Origin of the sequence: Methanobrevibacter cuticularis (genome assembly GCF_001639285.1) — an archaeon.
GTDB lineage: Archaea > Methanobacteriota > Methanobacteria > Methanobacteriales > Methanobacteriaceae > Methanobaculum > Methanobaculum cuticulare.
Genome location: NZ_LWMW01000118.1, coordinates 1 through 16,656 on the forward strand (window position 1 = coordinate 1; position 16,656 = coordinate 16,656).

General features: G+C 27.4%; 15 protein-coding genes, 3 tRNA genes and 1 other RNA gene. 12 read left to right on the forward strand and 7 right to left on the reverse strand.

Annotation, left to right across the window (positions count from 1 at the left end; genetic code table 11):
- The first annotated feature begins 553 nt into the window (after nucleotides 1-553).
- On the forward strand, nucleotides 554-724 hold the full coding sequence (locus MBCUT_RS10950; RefSeq protein ID WP_157082535.1) for a hypothetical protein: 171 nt from the start codon (nucleotides 554-556) through the stop codon (nucleotides 722-724).
- 174 nt (nucleotides 725-898) lie between these two features.
- A complete protein-coding gene (locus tag MBCUT_RS07570) occupies nucleotides 899-1,267 on the forward strand; it encodes a ribbon-helix-helix protein, CopG family (RefSeq protein ID WP_067260084.1) in 369 nt (122 codons plus the stop codon).
- A 142-nt stretch (nucleotides 1,268-1,409) separates the two neighbouring features.
- Here the strand turns inward: MBCUT_RS07570 and MBCUT_RS07575 are convergent, their stop codons facing one another.
- A complete protein-coding gene (locus MBCUT_RS07575; RefSeq protein ID WP_067260085.1) occupies nucleotides 1,410-1,829 on the reverse strand; it encodes a pentapeptide repeat-containing protein in 420 nt (139 codons plus the stop codon).
- Nucleotides 1,830-2,328: 499 nt separating this feature from the next.
- On the opposite strand from MBCUT_RS07575, the gene MBCUT_RS07580 reads away from it, so the two are divergent.
- Entirely contained in the window at nucleotides 2,329-3,861 is a 1,533-nt protein-coding gene (locus tag MBCUT_RS07580) for an MBL fold metallo-hydrolase (RefSeq protein ID WP_067260086.1), read from the forward strand.
- A gap of 715 nt (nucleotides 3,862-4,576) precedes the next feature.
- On the forward strand, nucleotides 4,577-6,304 hold the full coding sequence (locus MBCUT_RS07585; RefSeq protein ID WP_067260087.1) for a hypothetical protein: 1,728 nt from the start codon (nucleotides 4,577-4,579) through the stop codon (nucleotides 6,302-6,304).
- 251 nt (nucleotides 6,305-6,555) lie between these two features.
- Here the strand turns inward: MBCUT_RS07585 and MBCUT_RS07590 are convergent.
- The 5 genes from MBCUT_RS07590 to MBCUT_RS07610 form a co-directional block, all read right to left on the reverse strand.
- Nucleotides 6,556-6,629: transfer RNA gene (locus tag MBCUT_RS07590), tRNA-Arg, on the reverse strand.
- Between the two features lie 102 nt (nucleotides 6,630-6,731).
- Nucleotides 6,732-6,806, reverse strand: a tRNA-Arg gene (locus MBCUT_RS07595).
- A 240-nt stretch (nucleotides 6,807-7,046) separates the two neighbouring features.
- Nucleotides 7,047-7,760: a proteasome assembly chaperone family protein gene (locus MBCUT_RS07600; RefSeq protein ID WP_067260088.1), complete on the reverse strand. Its 714-nt coding sequence runs from the start codon at nucleotides 7,758-7,760 to the stop codon at nucleotides 7,047-7,049.
- Nucleotides 7,761-7,851: 91 nt separating this feature from the next.
- The gene (locus MBCUT_RS07605; protein WP_067260089.1) at nucleotides 7,852-8,040 is read right to left on the reverse strand and encodes a hypothetical protein; all 189 of its coding nucleotides are present in this window, start codon (nucleotides 8,038-8,040) and stop codon (nucleotides 7,852-7,854) included.
- Between the two features lie 406 nt (nucleotides 8,041-8,446).
- The gene (locus tag MBCUT_RS07610) at nucleotides 8,447-8,890 is read right to left on the reverse strand and encodes a hypothetical protein (RefSeq protein WP_067260090.1); all 444 of its coding nucleotides are present in this window, start codon (nucleotides 8,888-8,890) and stop codon (nucleotides 8,447-8,449) included.
- Between the two features lie 405 nt (nucleotides 8,891-9,295).
- On the opposite strand from MBCUT_RS07610, the gene frhA reads away from it, so the two are divergent.
- From frhA to frhB, 4 genes are read left to right on the forward strand one after another with little or no spacing between them, the layout of a single operon-like run.
- Nucleotides 9,296-10,516: a coenzyme F420 hydrogenase subunit alpha gene (gene frhA, locus MBCUT_RS07615; RefSeq protein WP_067260091.1), complete on the forward strand. Its 1,221-nt coding sequence runs from the start codon at nucleotides 9,296-9,298 to the stop codon at nucleotides 10,514-10,516.
- 33 nt (nucleotides 10,517-10,549) lie between these two features.
- Entirely contained in the window at nucleotides 10,550-11,020 is a 471-nt protein-coding gene (gene frhD, locus MBCUT_RS07620) for a coenzyme F420-reducing hydrogenase, FrhD protein (protein WP_067260092.1), read from the forward strand.
- A 3-nt stretch (nucleotides 11,021-11,023) separates the two neighbouring features.
- Complete coding sequence (frhG, locus tag MBCUT_RS07625; protein ID WP_067260093.1) at nucleotides 11,024-11,830, forward strand: coenzyme F420 hydrogenase subunit gamma; 807 nt, start codon at nucleotides 11,024-11,026, stop codon at nucleotides 11,828-11,830.
- Nucleotides 11,831-11,841: 11 nt separating this feature from the next.
- Nucleotides 11,842-12,687 (forward strand): coenzyme F420 hydrogenase subunit beta, encoded by an 846-nt coding sequence (frhB, locus tag MBCUT_RS07630; RefSeq protein ID WP_067260094.1) that lies wholly within the window; start codon nucleotides 11,842-11,844, stop codon nucleotides 12,685-12,687.
- Nucleotides 12,688-13,225: 538 nt separating this feature from the next.
- Here frhB and map read toward each other — a convergent pair.
- Nucleotides 13,226-14,146 (reverse strand): type II methionyl aminopeptidase, encoded by a 921-nt coding sequence (map, locus tag MBCUT_RS07635; protein ID WP_067260095.1) that lies wholly within the window; start codon nucleotides 14,144-14,146, stop codon nucleotides 13,226-13,228.
- 382 nt (nucleotides 14,147-14,528) lie between these two features.
- Between map and MBCUT_RS07640 the strand changes: the two genes are divergently transcribed.
- The 4 genes from MBCUT_RS07640 (at nucleotide 14,529) to rnpB (ending at nucleotide 16,237) form a co-directional block, all read left to right on the forward strand.
- On the forward strand, nucleotides 14,529-14,933 hold the full coding sequence (locus MBCUT_RS07640; protein ID WP_394327057.1) for a hypothetical protein: 405 nt from the start codon (nucleotides 14,529-14,531) through the stop codon (nucleotides 14,931-14,933).
- 19 nt (nucleotides 14,934-14,952) lie between these two features.
- Nucleotides 14,953-15,435 carry a hypothetical protein gene (locus tag MBCUT_RS07645; protein WP_067260097.1) on the forward strand — a complete coding sequence of 161 codons (483 nt, stop codon included), beginning with the start codon at nucleotides 14,953-14,955 and terminating at the stop codon, nucleotides 15,433-15,435.
- A gap of 236 nt (nucleotides 15,436-15,671) precedes the next feature.
- Nucleotides 15,672-15,746 (forward strand) — tRNA-Met (locus MBCUT_RS07650).
- A gap of 209 nt (nucleotides 15,747-15,955) precedes the next feature.
- Nucleotides 15,956-16,237, forward strand: an RNA gene (gene rnpB / locus MBCUT_RS07655) — RNase P RNA component.
- Nucleotides 16,238-16,656: the final 419 nt, after the last annotated feature.

Sequence of the window (16,656 nt, forward strand, 5' to 3'; positions counted from 1 at the left end):
TTTCTTTGGACTTTCTAACAAATTTTTTCATAGCTTTTTTATCATTTTCTGGAAGTTCAAATTTTTTTCTTGACATACTAATATATTAAACTTAATACCATATAAATATATCACTAAAATTAATTTTTCACAACAATATTATATGAAGATTATATAAATTTTCAATTTTTAATTCTATAATAGTATAATAATATATATAAATACCAGTTAAATCTTCAATTATTCTGAATTTCATTATTATTTCAAATTTTTATTTTATTTTCATATTCTAGATGTATTAGCTATTCTAACTGAAGTTAATCCAAGATCTCCTATGATGATGCTTTTTAAAAGTTCAAGGTGTTATAACATTCTAAAAATAGCTAAAATTGATTTTACATACAGAATATATGATGTAGAAAAATAGCTAAAATATCTAATTTAGCTATTTTTATATATAAATAAAATAGCTAAAGTATATATATTAGATCTAACATAGCTATAGTTACATTTAGTTAAAAAATTTAGAAATGCAAAATCTTACATGAATGATACAGTAATGGTGTTGAAAAATATGAAATCTTTAAATGGGAAACTAACAGACTTAGAAAATAAAAATAAATTAAGTGATAGTTCAATAGCTAAAATAAGAGAAAAAATTGCTAATCCTGAAGCAACTTTAGATAAAATCAAAGGTTTGGATGAAAAAACAAAAGCTAAAATTTTAAAAAAAATAGGCAATTAAATAATGGAAATTTCTTCAAAAAATAATATATATTTCATATAATTAAATAGAAATCAGTTTAAATTATAGAAATTATAATTATTTAATAAAAATAATAATCTATGATTTAATTAATAATTAAAACAATGTTGAATTAAAAAGATAATTTTTATTAAATAATTTCTGGTGATTACAATGGGAAATAAAGAAAAAAATAATATAGAAAAAAATATCAATATAAATAAAAAAATGATAAATAATATCAAAGAAAAATTGAAAGATCTTGATGATGATTCATTAAATAATCTAAATAAAAGTTTAGAAGATAATAAAGCATTAAAAGAAAATTTTAAAGGATTATCTTCTGAACAAATAGAACAAAAAATGGAAACATTAGAACAATGGGAAGAAAAAATTAACAAAAAACAAATAAACTTAAAACTAACTGAAACTCAATTAACAGGCCTTGAAAAATTATCCACAAAAATGGGTGGAGTTAGTAAATCTAATTTAATCAGAATAGCTATTACTGAATACCTAATGAAATATAAAGAGCTATTATAGTTACTTAATAAATTGAATTAAGTAAATAAAGAATTAATTATTGTTATTATTATATTAATTATATTATTATTAGATTTAGATTGTTATTAGATTGAACAATAACTTTAAGAGATGTTTAAAAGCTTCTATTGAAAATGGATTATTAAAATAATCTGTTCACTCTTTTATAGTTTCCATCATATACAAGCTTAATAATAGCATTTTCCAAATCAACATTTTTAAAACTGACTCCTCGAATATCAGTTCCTCTAATATAGGTTTTACTTAAATTTGCACCATTTAAATCAGCATTGTGCAAATTAGTTCCTGATAAATCAGCACCTTTTAGATTTGCATCTTTTAGATTACAATGGCTCATGTTTGCACCACGAAGATTAGCACCACTGAGGTCAGCCCTATTTAGATTTGATTTGTGAAGGTTAGCACGTGTAAAATCACAATTTCGAATTTTAACTCCAGAAAGATCAGTATTACTTAAATCAGCTCGACTAAAGTCAATATCTGTCATATCCATATCTTTCAAATTAAATCCACTCAGAATAGCTTTTCTACAATCTTTCATAATCATTCCTCCGATGATTATCAATATAAACTAATAAATTTTTATATAATTAATAAGTCTCATCCATTATAAAAATTCAAAGATGCAACAAATTTAATAGCTTATTAGTTTAATAATTTAGTTAGTTTAATTTCTACTTTAATTAATATATTTTTAATAATTTAATATATTTTCGTTTTTTAAAATTATTCTGGTTGATATATAAAAAAATAATTTAATATATAATCACATACTTAAAAATAAAATTATAGGTATAAATTATTGGTTTATAGATTTTTAGAATGTTGTAGGTATGAATATTGGTTTATAGATTTTTAGGGTATTTTAGATATGAATATTGGGTTATAGATTTTTAGGATATTTTAGGTATGAGTATTGGGTTATAGATTTTTAGGATATTTTAGGTATGAGTATTGGTTTATAGATTTTTAGGATATTTTAGGTATGAGTATTGGTTTATAGATTTTTAAAATAATATCTATTAGGGGATGATTTTAGCATGGTGTTATCTTTTTATGGCGGAGTAAATGAAATTGGTGGGAATAAAATATTAGTTGATAATGGAAATTCTTCTGATTCATCTAAAAGCAATATTTCTTCCTTATTTTTGGATTTTGGTATGAGTTTTTCAAAAGCTGGTGATTATTTTTCTGAATTTCTTCAGCCTCGTAAACTTAATGGAGTAGTTGATTTTATTGAACTTGGTTTACTACCTAAAATTAAAGGAATATACAGAGAGGACTATTTGAAACATTGTGGAATTAATAGCTATGAAGAACCTAGTGTCGATGGTGTTCTTTTATCTCACGCACATATGGATCACTGTGCCTATATCCACCACTTAAGGGAAGATATCCCTATTTACATGAGAAAAGAATCTGAAATAATACTAAGAGTTTTAGAAGAAACTGGTAAAGCTTCATTTGCAGAGATTATGAATCTAAAAAAAAGCTTTCATTATGTTCCTAAAAAGAGAGGTGAAGGTTATAAAAGACTTATAGGTAAGGAATGCAAAGTTAAAAGAGATATTAGGACTATAGATCCTTACTCTCCATTTGAAATTAATGGGTTTGAAATTACTTCTATTCCAGTTGACCATTCACTTCCAGGATCCTCTGCATATTTTTTAGAAAACGATAATGAAGCAATTGTTTATAGTGGTGACATTCGTTTTCATGGCAGAAATAAGAGAGATAGTGATAAATTTGTACAAAAATCCCAAAAATTTAATCCAACTATACTGCTTTGTGAAGGAACAAGAATCAACGAAAACAGTAAAGGAACAGAAGAAGATATTGAATCTAAAGCTATTAATTTAATTAAAGATCATAAGGGATTAGCTATTGTCAACTATCCTATTAGGGATCTAGATAGATTAATTACTTTCTATAATGTTGCAAAAAATACAGATAGAATCTTAGCTATTAACTCTAAGCAAGCTTATATGTTAAAATTATTAGAGAATGAAGAAAGTATAGAAAAAAATAAGTATCCTAATTTAAAAGATCCAAATATAGTTGTTTATTTTCCTCGTAAAAAGCAAGGATTGATCTCTGGTGAACACTATGTTTGCTATGGTGATGATTGGAAAATTATAGGTTCTGCTGATGAAGAAATAAAAAAAGAGTATGAAATATGGGAAAGAGAATTCTTAGAAGAAGATAATATAATTACTTACAAAAATTTAAGAGAAGAACCAGCTAAATATGTTTTTAGATGTGATTTCTTTGAACTTAAAGAACTAATTGACATAAAACCAGAAAATGGATTGTATATTCATTCATTAACAGAACCATTTAATGAAGAGATGGAAATTGATTTTAAAAGAGTTCAAAATTGGTTAAATCATTTTAATCTTCTTCCAATCCATCCAATGCATGTTTCAGGTCATGCAAGTGGGAAAGAAATACTAGATATGATTCGAGAGATTAATCCTGAAAAATTATATCCTATTCACACAGAGAATATTGGATGTTTTGATATCTTAGAAGATGATGGAATTGAGGTTATTCATCCTGAACTTAAATTGTAATGGTGCAAATTTATTAATTAACACTTATATTTTTCAACTTTTTTTATCTATTTTAAAGAGCTTGTAATATGTCTTTATTATTAATAATAGAATGTTTATCGTTAAAATTTAATTAAAAATGTTTTTCTGAAAGTTTTTTATTAATATTTTTTAACATATTTTTATTAATATTTTTATTAATATTTTTTAACATATTTTTATTAATATTTTTTAACATATTTTTATTAATATTTTTATTAATATTTTTTAACATATTTTTATTAATATTTTTTAACATATTTTTATTAATATTTTCATGATTTCTAGTATTTTTTATTAATTAAGAGTGAATTTTTTAGATAAATATTTAAATTCATTTTCTCTTTTTAAATGCCTTGTTAATAATAAAATATGATTGTGTTGTTATTTTCTTTAAAAAACTTATTTTTACTTTTAATTATCAAATTAATTTAATATATTTAATACAATTTTTAGATAAATTTATATGAGATATTGTATAAAATATATGTATTATAGATTTTAAGCTAACCTTTTTAGAGAAATCCTATTTATGGGAATACTAGGGGATTTCTATCTAATATTGTTTATTATTGAATTATGGTTTTCATGATTTCTAATAATGCTTTAAATTAATTAATAGGATCCATAATATATGTATATTAAACAGCTTTTAATAGATTAATTAGAAATATTTTTAATTTAAGAGTTTATTCATATGTTGTTTTTTGGAGGCATGACTATTTTAAGTATTTCCGGGAAGATTAGTTCAAATAAATACAATATAATAGCTGTAGCTTTGATCATAGTTTTTTTTGTAGGTGTATGTGTCAGTGGGATTAGTGCAGCAGATTCTACCACTAATTCGGTAGTTAAACCAAAAAAAATAAGTCAATCGCAGGTTTTGTCTGCTAGTAAAAATCTTAAAATTTATATTGAGAAGAACAAGAAGTTACCAGATTATGTTAGCATTGGCAATTATAAGTATTCTATGGAGGAATATATGTCTATTTCTTCAGCTACTATTGTTTATAAAAATAAAAATGTAAAAACAAATATTGTGGTTAAGTATGGTGTTAAGTGTCCAAAAAGTCCAAAGGGGAATTCTATTTCTGGAAAACTTACAAGAAGCCAATATTCTGCATATGCATTAAAAGCATATAAATATATTAATAAATACAAGGTAGCGCCTAATTATGTAAGTACTAAATTAGGAAAAATTCAATTTCAATCATTTATTTATGGAAATAGTAAAATATTGGCGTGGTCTAAAAAGAATAAAGGTGTTTTACCAAGATCTTTAACTTTAAGTGTAGCTAAAACCCATTCAGTGAATAAATATATTCCTAAATTTTCAGGAAATGTAGTAATAGCTCCAAATAATACAAACACTACTCAAAAAACTTTAGCCATAAATCAGATTTTAAAAGCATCCAAACAAGTTAAGGAGTATGTTGAGAAAAACAGTTCTCTTCCTTCTTTTGTTTCGATAGATGGGAAACAGTATTCGATGTCTGATTTTTTATATTTATTATCTTCTACAATTGTAAGTATTAATAAGGGTAATAAGGGAAATATTGCTCCTATTTTAGTTAAAACTCCGAGTTATCCTAATGGAAATTTTACATCTGGCACTTTACACAAAGTAGAATTTGTAACCTTAGTTGGAAATGTTTTAAATTTTATTAATACAAATAAACAAGCTCCAAATTATGTTGATTCTTCCATTGGAAAAATACAATTCCAATCTTTGATATATGAATTTTCGAGAATATTAGAATTTGCTGATTCAAATGGCAGTTTACCTAACAATTTAACTATTAATATCACTACGAATCCTTTAACAGGAGGAAATGGAAATTCATCTAATAATACAAATGGTACTTATGATCCTATTGGTGATGAATTTGTTATTATTACTAGTTCTAATTACTCTTGTGGTCCAACATTGGTTAAATATAATGATAAATATTTAATTAGCACTGGAAAATGTAGCTGTGGGGTGACAGGAGATTATTATTATCATAATTCAACCTTTAAAAATTATTGTCCATTTTGTAAAAAAGATGGCTCTATGATTTATGAAGAAGGTCCTACTTGTCCTGAAGGAATGTGGGTTTGTACTATATGTGATGCAGATTTTTGTTTAGTATCTGGTAAAGAACATGTTAATGGCTCTACTAAATATTTGACAAAAACAATATATGATGCTAGTCAATATAAAACATATAGTATCATCCAATCAAAAGACAGTAATTCAAGTAATGTTGAAACTAATATTGGTGATATTAGTGGGTCTAATTCAAATTACAATAGTACTAGCAATATATCTAGTTTAAGCTCTGAAAATAATGCTTCTATCAATAAACCTAATCATGATTCTGAAAACAAAGTTGATTCTAGTAATAGTGATCATATATATGGAGACTTTAAACAATACTACTAATGTCACACAATTAAGTTCTAAAAAAGAAGATATTATTCCATTTAGTGAAAGTCATCATGATATATAAACTGTAAGTATATATAATTTAAATAAAACAAAGATAAATCTCTAAAAAGTGATTATAATACCTTAAAAATACTTATAGAACTTTAATGAGTATAGAAATCAAAGGTTGGCATGTTGAAAATAGAAAGAATGAATTACTTATGTTTAAATTAGAAATCTATGAGCTTAAAATTTAAAATCAGCAACGGACTTGGAGGGATTTGAACCCTCGACCGTATGATTAGGAGTCATACGCCCTTCCAGACTAGGCCACAAGCCCTATTGATAGCTAAAAATTACTTATTTTTAATTATACTAAAAAATAACATGGTTGTGAACAACTGTTTAATAGATTTATTTTAAAATTAAAAAAGTAAAATAACGGACCTGGAGGGATTTGAACCCTCGGTCTCTGGATTAGAAGTCCAGCGCCCTATCCAGCCTAGGCTACAGGCCCCAATATATGAACATTTAATATTTAGTTTTTTGTTGAATATATACATAACCCTTTCTAGGCTTGTAATAAATAATTCAAAAAAGATTTAGTGAAGATATTACTTTAATTCTTTTAATATTTAAACTTATTTTATTTATTCTTGAAAATGCTTCAAATTATTAAAATTATTAAAAATATTAAAAATAAGTTTCTAGTAGCTAATTCTTCGTAAGTTTAATAGCCACTGAAAAATATAAAATTTTAAATATATATCGGTGGTTGTGGTTCTTTGTTTACTTCATCAGCTAGTTTTTTAAGCCTAGATTCAATATCTTGAGCTTCTTGAATTAAGGGGGAGTAATCTATCTCCTTTTCTATGAGTTTATTTAGAGTTTGAACCACTTCTGCCGCTGCTCTTGGATCAGGATACTGGGTAAGAGTTTCTGCAAGTATGCAAGTCCCAGGAATATTTCTTTTTGCAGTTTGGGTAAGAATAGTTCCAGATATTCCATTCAGGTTTCCCATCTGTAGTGTGGGTATGTCTTTTTCCTTTATTCTTTCTAATGCTTCTTTTGAATTAGCTACAGCTGAAGAAGGATTCTTTTTTTCTCGAACAATTGCACTATTGAATGTTACAACTTCTTTACTATTATTCTTATCCATCCATTCAACAATTGAGTTTGTCATATCAAAAACAATATTTTGAGGAACTATAAAATCTGATAAAAATAGTACTAATCCATCACCTTCATATATTCTAAATGGATGAATAGCTACTCCATTATACAACACAGCTAACGGAGGAAAGTATTTAGATTCTATGTATCCTATTTCCCTCATTTTTAGATGGTCTACTAGTAACCATCCAATTATATTTCCTATAAGTCCTGCTCCTGGAGAACCTTCTAAAACAACGGCATTCTCAATGTCTTCAGCTACTATTTTACAACAATCTGTTTCAGTTTCCACTATCATTAGATCAACTCATTTTTTTCATTTAATATATGATAATCTTAATAATCAATTGTGAATTTAACTAAGTAAAGATGTATGTATTACCATTAATTTAAGCTAAACCAATGAATTTACCTTTTTTATCAAATTCAAGTCCGCTAACTTGTTTTTTTTCTTTATTTAATATAGGAACTAACCAGTTTCCATTCTCTAATTTTTGTAAATTTCCAGCATGACAACTTGGATCATCAATGTGTTTTTTAGCTTCTTTTTTTATTTTATCTTCAATTTCTCTGCTCATCTAATCAACTTAAATATTTTTGATTATTCAAAATGTAATCTATTTCAGATATTCATTTAATCTATAACTTTCAAATTTGGGGACTTTTAGCTATTATTTTGTAATTTTAAATAAAAATAACTAATAACAAAAAATATGTAAATTATATAAAAAAATGTAAAAATATGTAAAATTAATGTTTTAAATATCTTGAGATTATGATATTATTAGTGTTATCTGCATAATTTAACTTTTATATTAAGTTAAAATAATTAAATAATAATCATATATTTAATTAAGTATAATTTAACTTTTATATTAAGTTAAAATAATTAAATAATAATCATATATTTAATTAAGTATAATTTAGCTTTTATATTAAGTTAAAATAATTAAATAATAATCATATATTTAATTAAGTATAATATTATACTTTATTTGTGCGTCCAGTTGAGGGATCAACTCCGATACCACCAATCACATTCCCGTCACTGTCGTATATTTTGATGATCCACATGTTCATGCTACTGTCCCAAGTAGGAGTGCCAGGATATGCACCAGGTTCTTGGATAGCACCTGTGGCTATTTCAAGTGCTTTGTTAGATGTCATACCATTATGTGAGTTCCCACTTCCAGTTCCACCTGATGAAGATCCGCTACTTGATCCACTCTCAGCAGCTGAAGCAGAACCATCATTTTCTCCACCATTGTCTACTTCACTAACATCTTCACTATTTGGACTAGAATCAGTACTGAATCCTGGTAAGCTTGTTAATATACCGTTATCTTGATTTGTTAATCCATAGGCTGTTACTCCAGCAGCTATACATAAAACTATTATCACTGAAATAATAATATTTGAATTTTTCAATTTCCTCACCTCTATAAAATTGCCTATACTTTACTATTTATGAACTATATATTATATAAATCATTGTATAAGAACATAATATTATTATTTTAGAATATTTTATTATTATTTGACTGTTATACTTCTTATCACTTTATTTTTTTAAATTATATTAGTAGTGTTTTTAGACCTAATTATTCTTTTCATGCCGATATTTAGGTTTGACTAAGTTTTATTTTGAAGGTAGAGGGTTAGTTTTATTTTTATAATACTAATATCGAAATTTTTATTATGAATGGATTTAATAAGTGGTTTTTTTTATAATATATAAATGTTTCTTTTTCTTCCAAATGCAAAGTTTATTATTAATGAATATGATAAATAATATTTTCCTTATATTATATTATAAATAAAGAGGTGACATATTTGAGCGAAAAAATAGTTATATCTCCTACATCTCGTCAAGAAGGACATGCTGAGCTTGTCATGGAAGTTGATGATGAAGGGATAGTTACCAAGGGGAGATATTTAAGTATAACTCCTGTTAGAGGTTTAGAAAAGATGGTTACTGGAAAAGCTGCTGAAACAGCTCCAGTTTTATGTCAAAGAATTTGTGGGGTATGTCCAGTACCACACACTCTTGCATCTGTTGAAGCATTAGATGATTCTTTAAACATCGAAATTCCTGAAGCCGCTAAATTGTTAAGAGAACTTACATTATGTGCAAGTAATGTTAATAGTCATGCTATACATCATTTTTTAATAGCTACTGATTTTGTACCAGAAAACTTATTTGCTGCTGCAGTAGACAGTGTTTCTGAAATCAGAAAAGTTTCACAATATGTTGTAGATATGGTTGCTGGTGAAGGTATCCACCCGTCTGATGTTAGAGTAGGTGGTATGGCTAGTAATATTTCTGAACTTGCTAGAAAAAAATTATATGCAAGATTAAAAGCTTTAGTTCCTAAAGTAAATGCTCATGTTGATTTAATGGAAGGATTAATACTCGACAAAGATTTACCTAAAGGATTAGGTGCTATTGATCAACCTGTCTTTGCTAGTGATAAAATTTATGGAAACAGAGATTTCTTTGATTTCGATAGATTCACTGAAGTCATGCCAGAATCATGGTATGGTGATGAGGAAATTGGTAAAAAAGCATGTTCAACTATTCCATTATATGATGGAATAAACGTTGAAGCTGGACCAAGAGCAAGAGCTGCTAAATTTGGAGGATTTACCGGAAAAGGTGTAGTCGCACAACATTTAACAAGAGCACAAGAAATGAAAACTTATTTATCTAGAGCGATTGAAATTTTAGATGAATTGAACACTTCTGCTCCTACACTTGCTGATTATGATCTAAGAGGTACAAGTAAACTAGGTGTTGGAGCTATTGAAGCTCCAAGAGGACTTGATATTCACTTGGCTCAAGTTGGCAATGATGGCAAAACTGAATTCTACAGTGCTTTAGTACCTACTACTTGGAATATTCCAACTATGGGTCCTGCAACTGAAGGTTTCCACCATGAGTTTGGACCTCATGTTATACGAGCTTACGACCCTTGTTTATCTTGTGCTACTCATGTAATGGTAGTGGATGACGAAGACAAGAGTGTTGTTAAAAACGAAATGGTAAGATTATAATTTACAAAGATAAATTAATTCTAAGGGAAAAACATGCCTTATGAAGCAGAAACATTAGTTGTTGGATGTGGAAACCTCTTATTTAAAGATGATGGTTTTGGACCTGCAGTAATTAATGCACTGGAGGAACATTTCAAAGATAAAGAAATGCCAGAAGACACTATGTTTATTGATGCAGGAACTGGTGCAACTCACTTCATATTTACTCTACCTGATGAAAGTTGGAAGAAAGTAATTGTGGTTGATGTTGTGGAGTTTGATGCAGAACCAGGAACTCTTAAAATTTTTTCTCCTTTTGACATGCCAAGAGGAACATATGAAAATGTTCATACTTGGCCAGTTGAGGAACCACTACATGATTTAGCGAAAACTGTAGAGGTTGTTATTGTAGGATGCAAACCAAAAGAAATTTCTGCACCTGATGTTGATATGGGGTTAACGGATTCCGTTGAAAAGGCAATTCCCGAAGCCATTAATATGATTTTAAAAGAAATTGGGGTTTAGCATATGTTTGAAAGAATTAAAAGATTATTTAGATTTGGAGCTAAACCAAATAACCCAAAAAATGATGAATCTTCAAAACAGGAGGTCGAAATAGTGGCTGAAAAACCAAAAATAGGATATATTCATTTAAGTGGATGTACTGGGGATGTAATGTCATTAAGTGAAAATTATGACATTCTCTCAGAGTTACTCACAAATATGGTAGATATAGTTTACGGACAAACATTAGCAGATGTATGGTGGGATGATGAAAACCCAATGCCTGAAATGGACTTAGCTCTTGTAGAAGGGTCCGTCTGTCTGCAAGATGAACATAGTTTAAAAGAACTTTATGAAGTAAGAAAAAGAGCTAAATTAGTATGTGCGTTTGGATCTTGTGCTAAAAACGGTTGTTTTACAAGATTTTCAAGAGGTGGACAACAAGCTCAACCTAAACATGAGTCTTTTGTACCGCTTTCTGATTTAGTACAAGTTGATCTTGCAATTCCAGGTTGCCCTGTTTCTCCAGAAATAGTTGCTAAAACTGTAGTTGCACTTATTAACGGAGATATGGATTATTTAGCACCTATGTTAGATTTAGCAGGATGCTCAACTAACTGTGGTTGCGATTTACAAGCAAGTGTAGTCAACAAAGCACTTTGTATTGGTTGTGGAACTTGTGCAATGGCATGTCCAACCAGAGCTCTTTCAATGAATGAAGGAAGACCTGAATGTAACAAAAATAGATGTGTTAAATGTGGTAGCTGTTACACACACTGTCCACGTAGTTGGTTCCCTGAAGACAGAATTAAACAGGATTTAGGGCTATAGGAGGATTAAAAATGGTATTAGGTACTTATAAAGAAGCAATATCTGCAAGAGCTACTGATAAAGCAATTCAAAAAGTATCACAAGATGGAGGAATAGTAACTGCATTACTATCCTATGCTCTTGATGAGAAAATTATTGAAGGAGCTGTTGTTGCAGGACCTGGTGATAAAGCATTTAAACCAGAACCTCTGGTAGCTTTGACTAGTGATGAAATAATTTCAGCAGCTGGAACAAAATATACCTTTTCTCCTAATGTCTGGGCATTAAAAAATGCTGTAAGACAATATGGTTTAGAAAAAGTTGGAACTGTTGCAATACCATGTCAATTACAAGGTATTAGGAAAACACAATCTTATCCTTTTGCAACAAGATTTTTAGCTGATAAAATAAGTTTAATTGTTGGTATTTTCTGTATGGAAAATTTCCCATATGCATCCCTTGAAACATTTATTTCTGAGAAGATGAAGTCTTCTTTAGATTTAACTGAAAAAATGGACATTGGTATGGGTAAATTTATTACAACTACTCAGGATGATGAACTCAGTATTCCATTAAAAGAAACTCATGGATACGAACAAGCAGGATGTAACATCTGTAAAGATTACACAGCAGAATTATCTGATGTATCTACAGGATCCGTAGGTTCACCTAATGGATGGTCCACTGTTTTAACAAGAACCGACACTGGTGCTTCATTATTTTCACAAGCTGTTGAAGCTGGAATTATTGAAACTAAGTCAATGGATGATGTTAAACCAGGATTAGGATTATTAGAAAAACTTTCTAACTCCAAAAAATCAAGTGCAGATAAAGAAATCACTAAAAGAGTAGATATGGGATTACCTGTTCCATTCTAATCTTTTATTTTTTTCTTATTATTCATTTTTATTTTAATTATTATTTTTATTTTTATTTTATTTCTTAGTTTTATCCTTATTTTAATTATTATTTTTATTCTTATTTTATTTCTTAGTTTTATCCTTATTTTAATTATTATTTTTATTCTTATTTTATTTCTTAGTTTTATCCTTATTTTAATTATTATTTTTATTATTATTTTATTTTCTTTAAATTTTTTTAATTTTTAACATAAATATTTTATTTGATCTTATCCATATTGATATCTCTTTGATTTTTAAAATAGTCTTTTTAATTGATTTTTTCAATGATATGATTTAAAATTAAGATATTAAGTTTCCATTAAACAATTACTATGAAAAAATTGAAATGATATTAAATAAAAATAAAATTGAGGCAAAAATGAGATAGGGTTGAGATATGATTAGAATAAGATTAGGATAAAATTGGAATAGGATTAGAACAAACTTAGATAAAAATTAGAATAAAAATAGGGTAATAAAATGAATATTTTTTAAAAATATTTAGATTTTGAAGCTATTTAGTTGTTATAATACAACCATCACCTTCAACAATCACAGTATGTTCTTTTTGAGCCACCCAGCAATTAGTTTTTTCTTTTAGAGCAGGGTAAGGATAAACAGCCATTGCTTGAGAGAGTTGTCTCATAGAACTATTTAATCTATTCGGATTAAAATTTTTTGTTAACCATCTAGCTGAGAACGGAAGATGAGAATAGTTGCTTTTAATTTCTTGAAGTACTTTCTGTGTGTGTGCAATTCTAAATGGCTTGTCTTTTAAAAATTTATATATGGCTGTATTGTTTGTATCGGATACCCACCCTATTCCATCCGTTACAAAAGGTTCAATAGCTATAACATCTCCTTCTTTTAATTTATTAGTATTTCCATCATTTACACTTGGAATAGATATCCCAGAATGAAGATTCCACTGCTCTAAGCTATGCCCTGCGAGGTTTACTATTGGTTTAAATCCAAACTTATCAATTGCTGCTTCAACTTCTTTTCCTATTTTTCCAATTTCAACATTAGGGCGTACTGTACTAATTGCTGCTTCTAAAGCTGCGTCTGAAGCTTCTATAAGTCTGTAATTTTTGTCCAAAGTATCTTCATCAAATTTTTCTTCAAGATCATTACCAGGAGCCATGATAGTAATAGCTGAATCACCTATATATCCATCAATATGAGCTCCTAAATCTAATTTAACTAAATCTCCAGTCTTTATTTTAGTTTCATCATCAGCTAAAGAGGTATAATGAGCAGTTATTTCATTTACAGATACATTACAAGGGAATGCTATTCCTGCTCCTCTTTTTACTATTTCACTTTCTACAAACTCTACTAAGTCAATAATAGCTAAATCATCTTTTATGATTTTAGAAGCTTCTTCTCTTATTTTAGAAACAATTTTACCTGCTTTTTCATAGGATTCTATCATATTATCCCTTTGTGTATTAGATATAATTTAAATAATAATAATTTTAACCATATTTTTTTATTTTTTATATAGTTTAATTTATTTTAAATTCTTTATATAATATTCGCTTAATTCGATTTCTTCAACAATATTTCTTTGCAATTTTAAGATATTTTCGATATTGCTAATTTCTTTTCTATGATATTTAATTATCTAGTTACTTAATCTATGATATTAAGTATATAATTAATAATAATATTTATTCAATAAAACTAATAAATTTTTTATTTTAACTTTTTTAAAACTATAAAATAAAAATCTAGAATAACATTCATCTACACAATTTTTATATACTTTGTTAAACAATATACTATTATTTACTATTAAATTATGGGGTATGAAAATGAGTACAAGCTTGGTATTGCCAAATCAAACATTTATATTGATTATTACTATTATAGCTTTTATAGCAATTATCGCGATTATTGTGCAATGGAGACGTGTTCGCGAGTCTCAATATACAGTTAGGTTGATGGAACAAGAAATTGAACTTAAAAAAATGAATATGGTAGAGAAAGATTTAGAATCAAAACGTTTGATGGAAAATCCTATACAATTACCAAAGGAACAACAAGAAAATTTATCGAATATTCGGAAAAACACTTCTGATGTGATGGGTGATGTTGGATATTTGCATAGTGAAATTAATGAAAGACTAGCTAGATTAGAAGCTCAAACTGAATATAAAAAGTTACAAAAAATGCTTAAAGAAATAGATGCCAAAGAAAAGAAACTTGGTAAAAAATGAATTGTAATGAGGTGTTTTTATGGATGCTATGGAATTATTAGCTATTCTTATACTTGCTGGAGCAGTAATAATTTTATTATATTATTATATACAGAATAACGCAGTAGCTGCAGATAAAATAAGAACTTATATACCTTCTATTGCCAATAATGGCAATGAATCTGAGCAAATGCCTAGTGGAGGAGTTACTATGGACGAAAATACAACTAATTCTTCTGTTGGGGAAAAAATTAAAGTCAAATTTAAAGATATTGACATGCCTAATTTTAATACTGACAGTTTTTCAAAAAAAATAGATGCATTTTTAGATAGCAAAAGTGATGATTTAATTAAAGATTGGTCATTAGCTACTAAAAATGATATAAGTGATCTTGAAAAAAGATGGGATTCAGTCAAACTAGATATAAATCAATTGGAAAAAAGATTCAATGAATATAGAGATTATACTAATGAAAGAATTGATAAAATTGATGAAAGATTGAAGAAAATTGAAGAAGAATAAATTTTTCTAAACTCTTCATGAATTTCTGAGATCTTTATTTATTTAAGATATTTTCATTACATCATATCTTTCTTAGTTCGCACAATAAACTATAGTTACCTCTTAAATGAGTAACTTAGCTATTTAGTTCCATATTTTTCCAAAGGATTAATAATATTTTATATAGTAAACTTTATATACTAATAAAAACTAATCTTTTAATGAGGCTAATTTTAAATAACCTAATTATTTCTTATAGCAGGGTGGGGTAGTCTGGTGATCCCGCGGGGCTCATAACCCCGAGAGCCCTAGTTCAAATCTAGGCCCTGCTATTTTCCTAACATTTGATACTATTTTCCTAATTTTTTTTAATATTAGCACTAGATTCTTTGTTATTTTTATAAACAATAATTATCTTTATAAAAATTGCTATTTATTATTTTTATAAACAACAAATTTGTATTGTTGTTATTATAATTATTTTCATTATTATTTTTGACAAAAAAGTTTATTTATATCAAAATGAATATTATTATTGATAGTAAGCCAAAGACAGCTACTGGTTTTTAACTAAGGAAACTCCATCCATCACACAGAAACTATAGTGTTGAAAGACACATGCTGAGAAGTATGACTCTGGAGCAGAAACGACACGTCTTTTAATGGATGACCATGATACAGTTACGTTGATTGACATTAGAAGGATCGGTGAAACGGCCAATCTATAGGATGCAAGGACAAAGCTGCTTATGACATCTGGTGAGGCAAGGTAGTTCGCAAAGATGAATGCTGTAAAACAGAAGGTGGGTTACTCTTGGCAAACTATCATAACTATTTATTTTTATTTTATTTCTTTTTTAATTAGTTTCAGATAAAATTTAAGCAATCACAGCCTTTAAAAATAGACAGGCTTGTAAAAATGGAAAAGTTTTCAGAAAATGACATTAAACTAATGCAATTAGTACAGAGGAGGAATCTCTCAAAAGAAAGATAAAAACAATACAACATTGCATTTAGTGAACTATACAAATTATTAGGCAAAACACCAAGTCAGTTACTAGAAGAAGCTAAAGAAGAACAACGACCTTACCTTGGTAAGAATAGTTTTCTAAGAATACTATTATTAAGACAATTTAATTTTTACTATTTTATTTTAAACATAATATTTTGATAATTTTTCATCTGCATTTTCTTTAGTGAAATTCCATTTTATTTTAGATTTATTTTCATTTCTATAATCCT

Excerpts from the sequence above, each read along its gene's own strand:
- MBCUT_RS07645 (WP_067260097.1), top strand. The coding sequence starts at position 14,953 with ATGGATGCTATGGAATTATTAGCTATTCTTATACTTGCTGGAGCAGTA.
- frhB (WP_067260094.1), top strand. The coding sequence starts at position 11,842 with ATGGTATTAGGTACTTATAAAGAAGCAATATCTGCAAGAGCTACTGAT.
- MBCUT_RS07640 (WP_394327057.1), top strand. The coding sequence starts at position 14,529 with ATGAGTACAAGCTTGGTATTGCCAAATCAAACATTTATATTGATTATT.
- MBCUT_RS07575 (WP_067260085.1), bottom strand. The coding sequence starts at position 1,829 with ATGAAAGATTGTAGAAAAGCTATTCTGAGTGGATTTAATTTGAAAGAT.
- frhD (WP_067260092.1), top strand. The coding sequence starts at position 10,550 with ATGCCTTATGAAGCAGAAACATTAGTTGTTGGATGTGGAAACCTCTTA.
- frhG (WP_067260093.1), top strand. The coding sequence starts at position 11,024 with ATGTTTGAAAGAATTAAAAGATTATTTAGATTTGGAGCTAAACCAAAT.
- MBCUT_RS07585 (WP_067260087.1), top strand. The coding sequence starts at position 4,577 with ATGTTGTTTTTTGGAGGCATGACTATTTTAAGTATTTCCGGGAAGATT.
- map (WP_067260095.1), bottom strand. The coding sequence starts at position 14,146 with ATGATAGAATCCTATGAAAAAGCAGGTAAAATTGTTTCTAAAATAAGA.
- MBCUT_RS07580 (WP_067260086.1), top strand. The coding sequence starts at position 2,329 with ATGGTGTTATCTTTTTATGGCGGAGTAAATGAAATTGGTGGGAATAAA.
- MBCUT_RS07605 (WP_067260089.1), bottom strand. The coding sequence starts at position 8,040 with ATGAGCAGAGAAATTGAAGATAAAATAAAAAAAGAAGCTAAAAAACAC.
- MBCUT_RS07570 (WP_067260084.1), top strand. The coding sequence starts at position 899 with ATGGGAAATAAAGAAAAAAATAATATAGAAAAAAATATCAATATAAAT.
- MBCUT_RS10950 (WP_157082535.1), top strand. The coding sequence starts at position 554 with ATGAAATCTTTAAATGGGAAACTAACAGACTTAGAAAATAAAAATAAA.
- MBCUT_RS07600 (WP_067260088.1), bottom strand. The coding sequence starts at position 7,760 with ATGATAGTGGAAACTGAAACAGATTGTTGTAAAATAGTAGCTGAAGAC.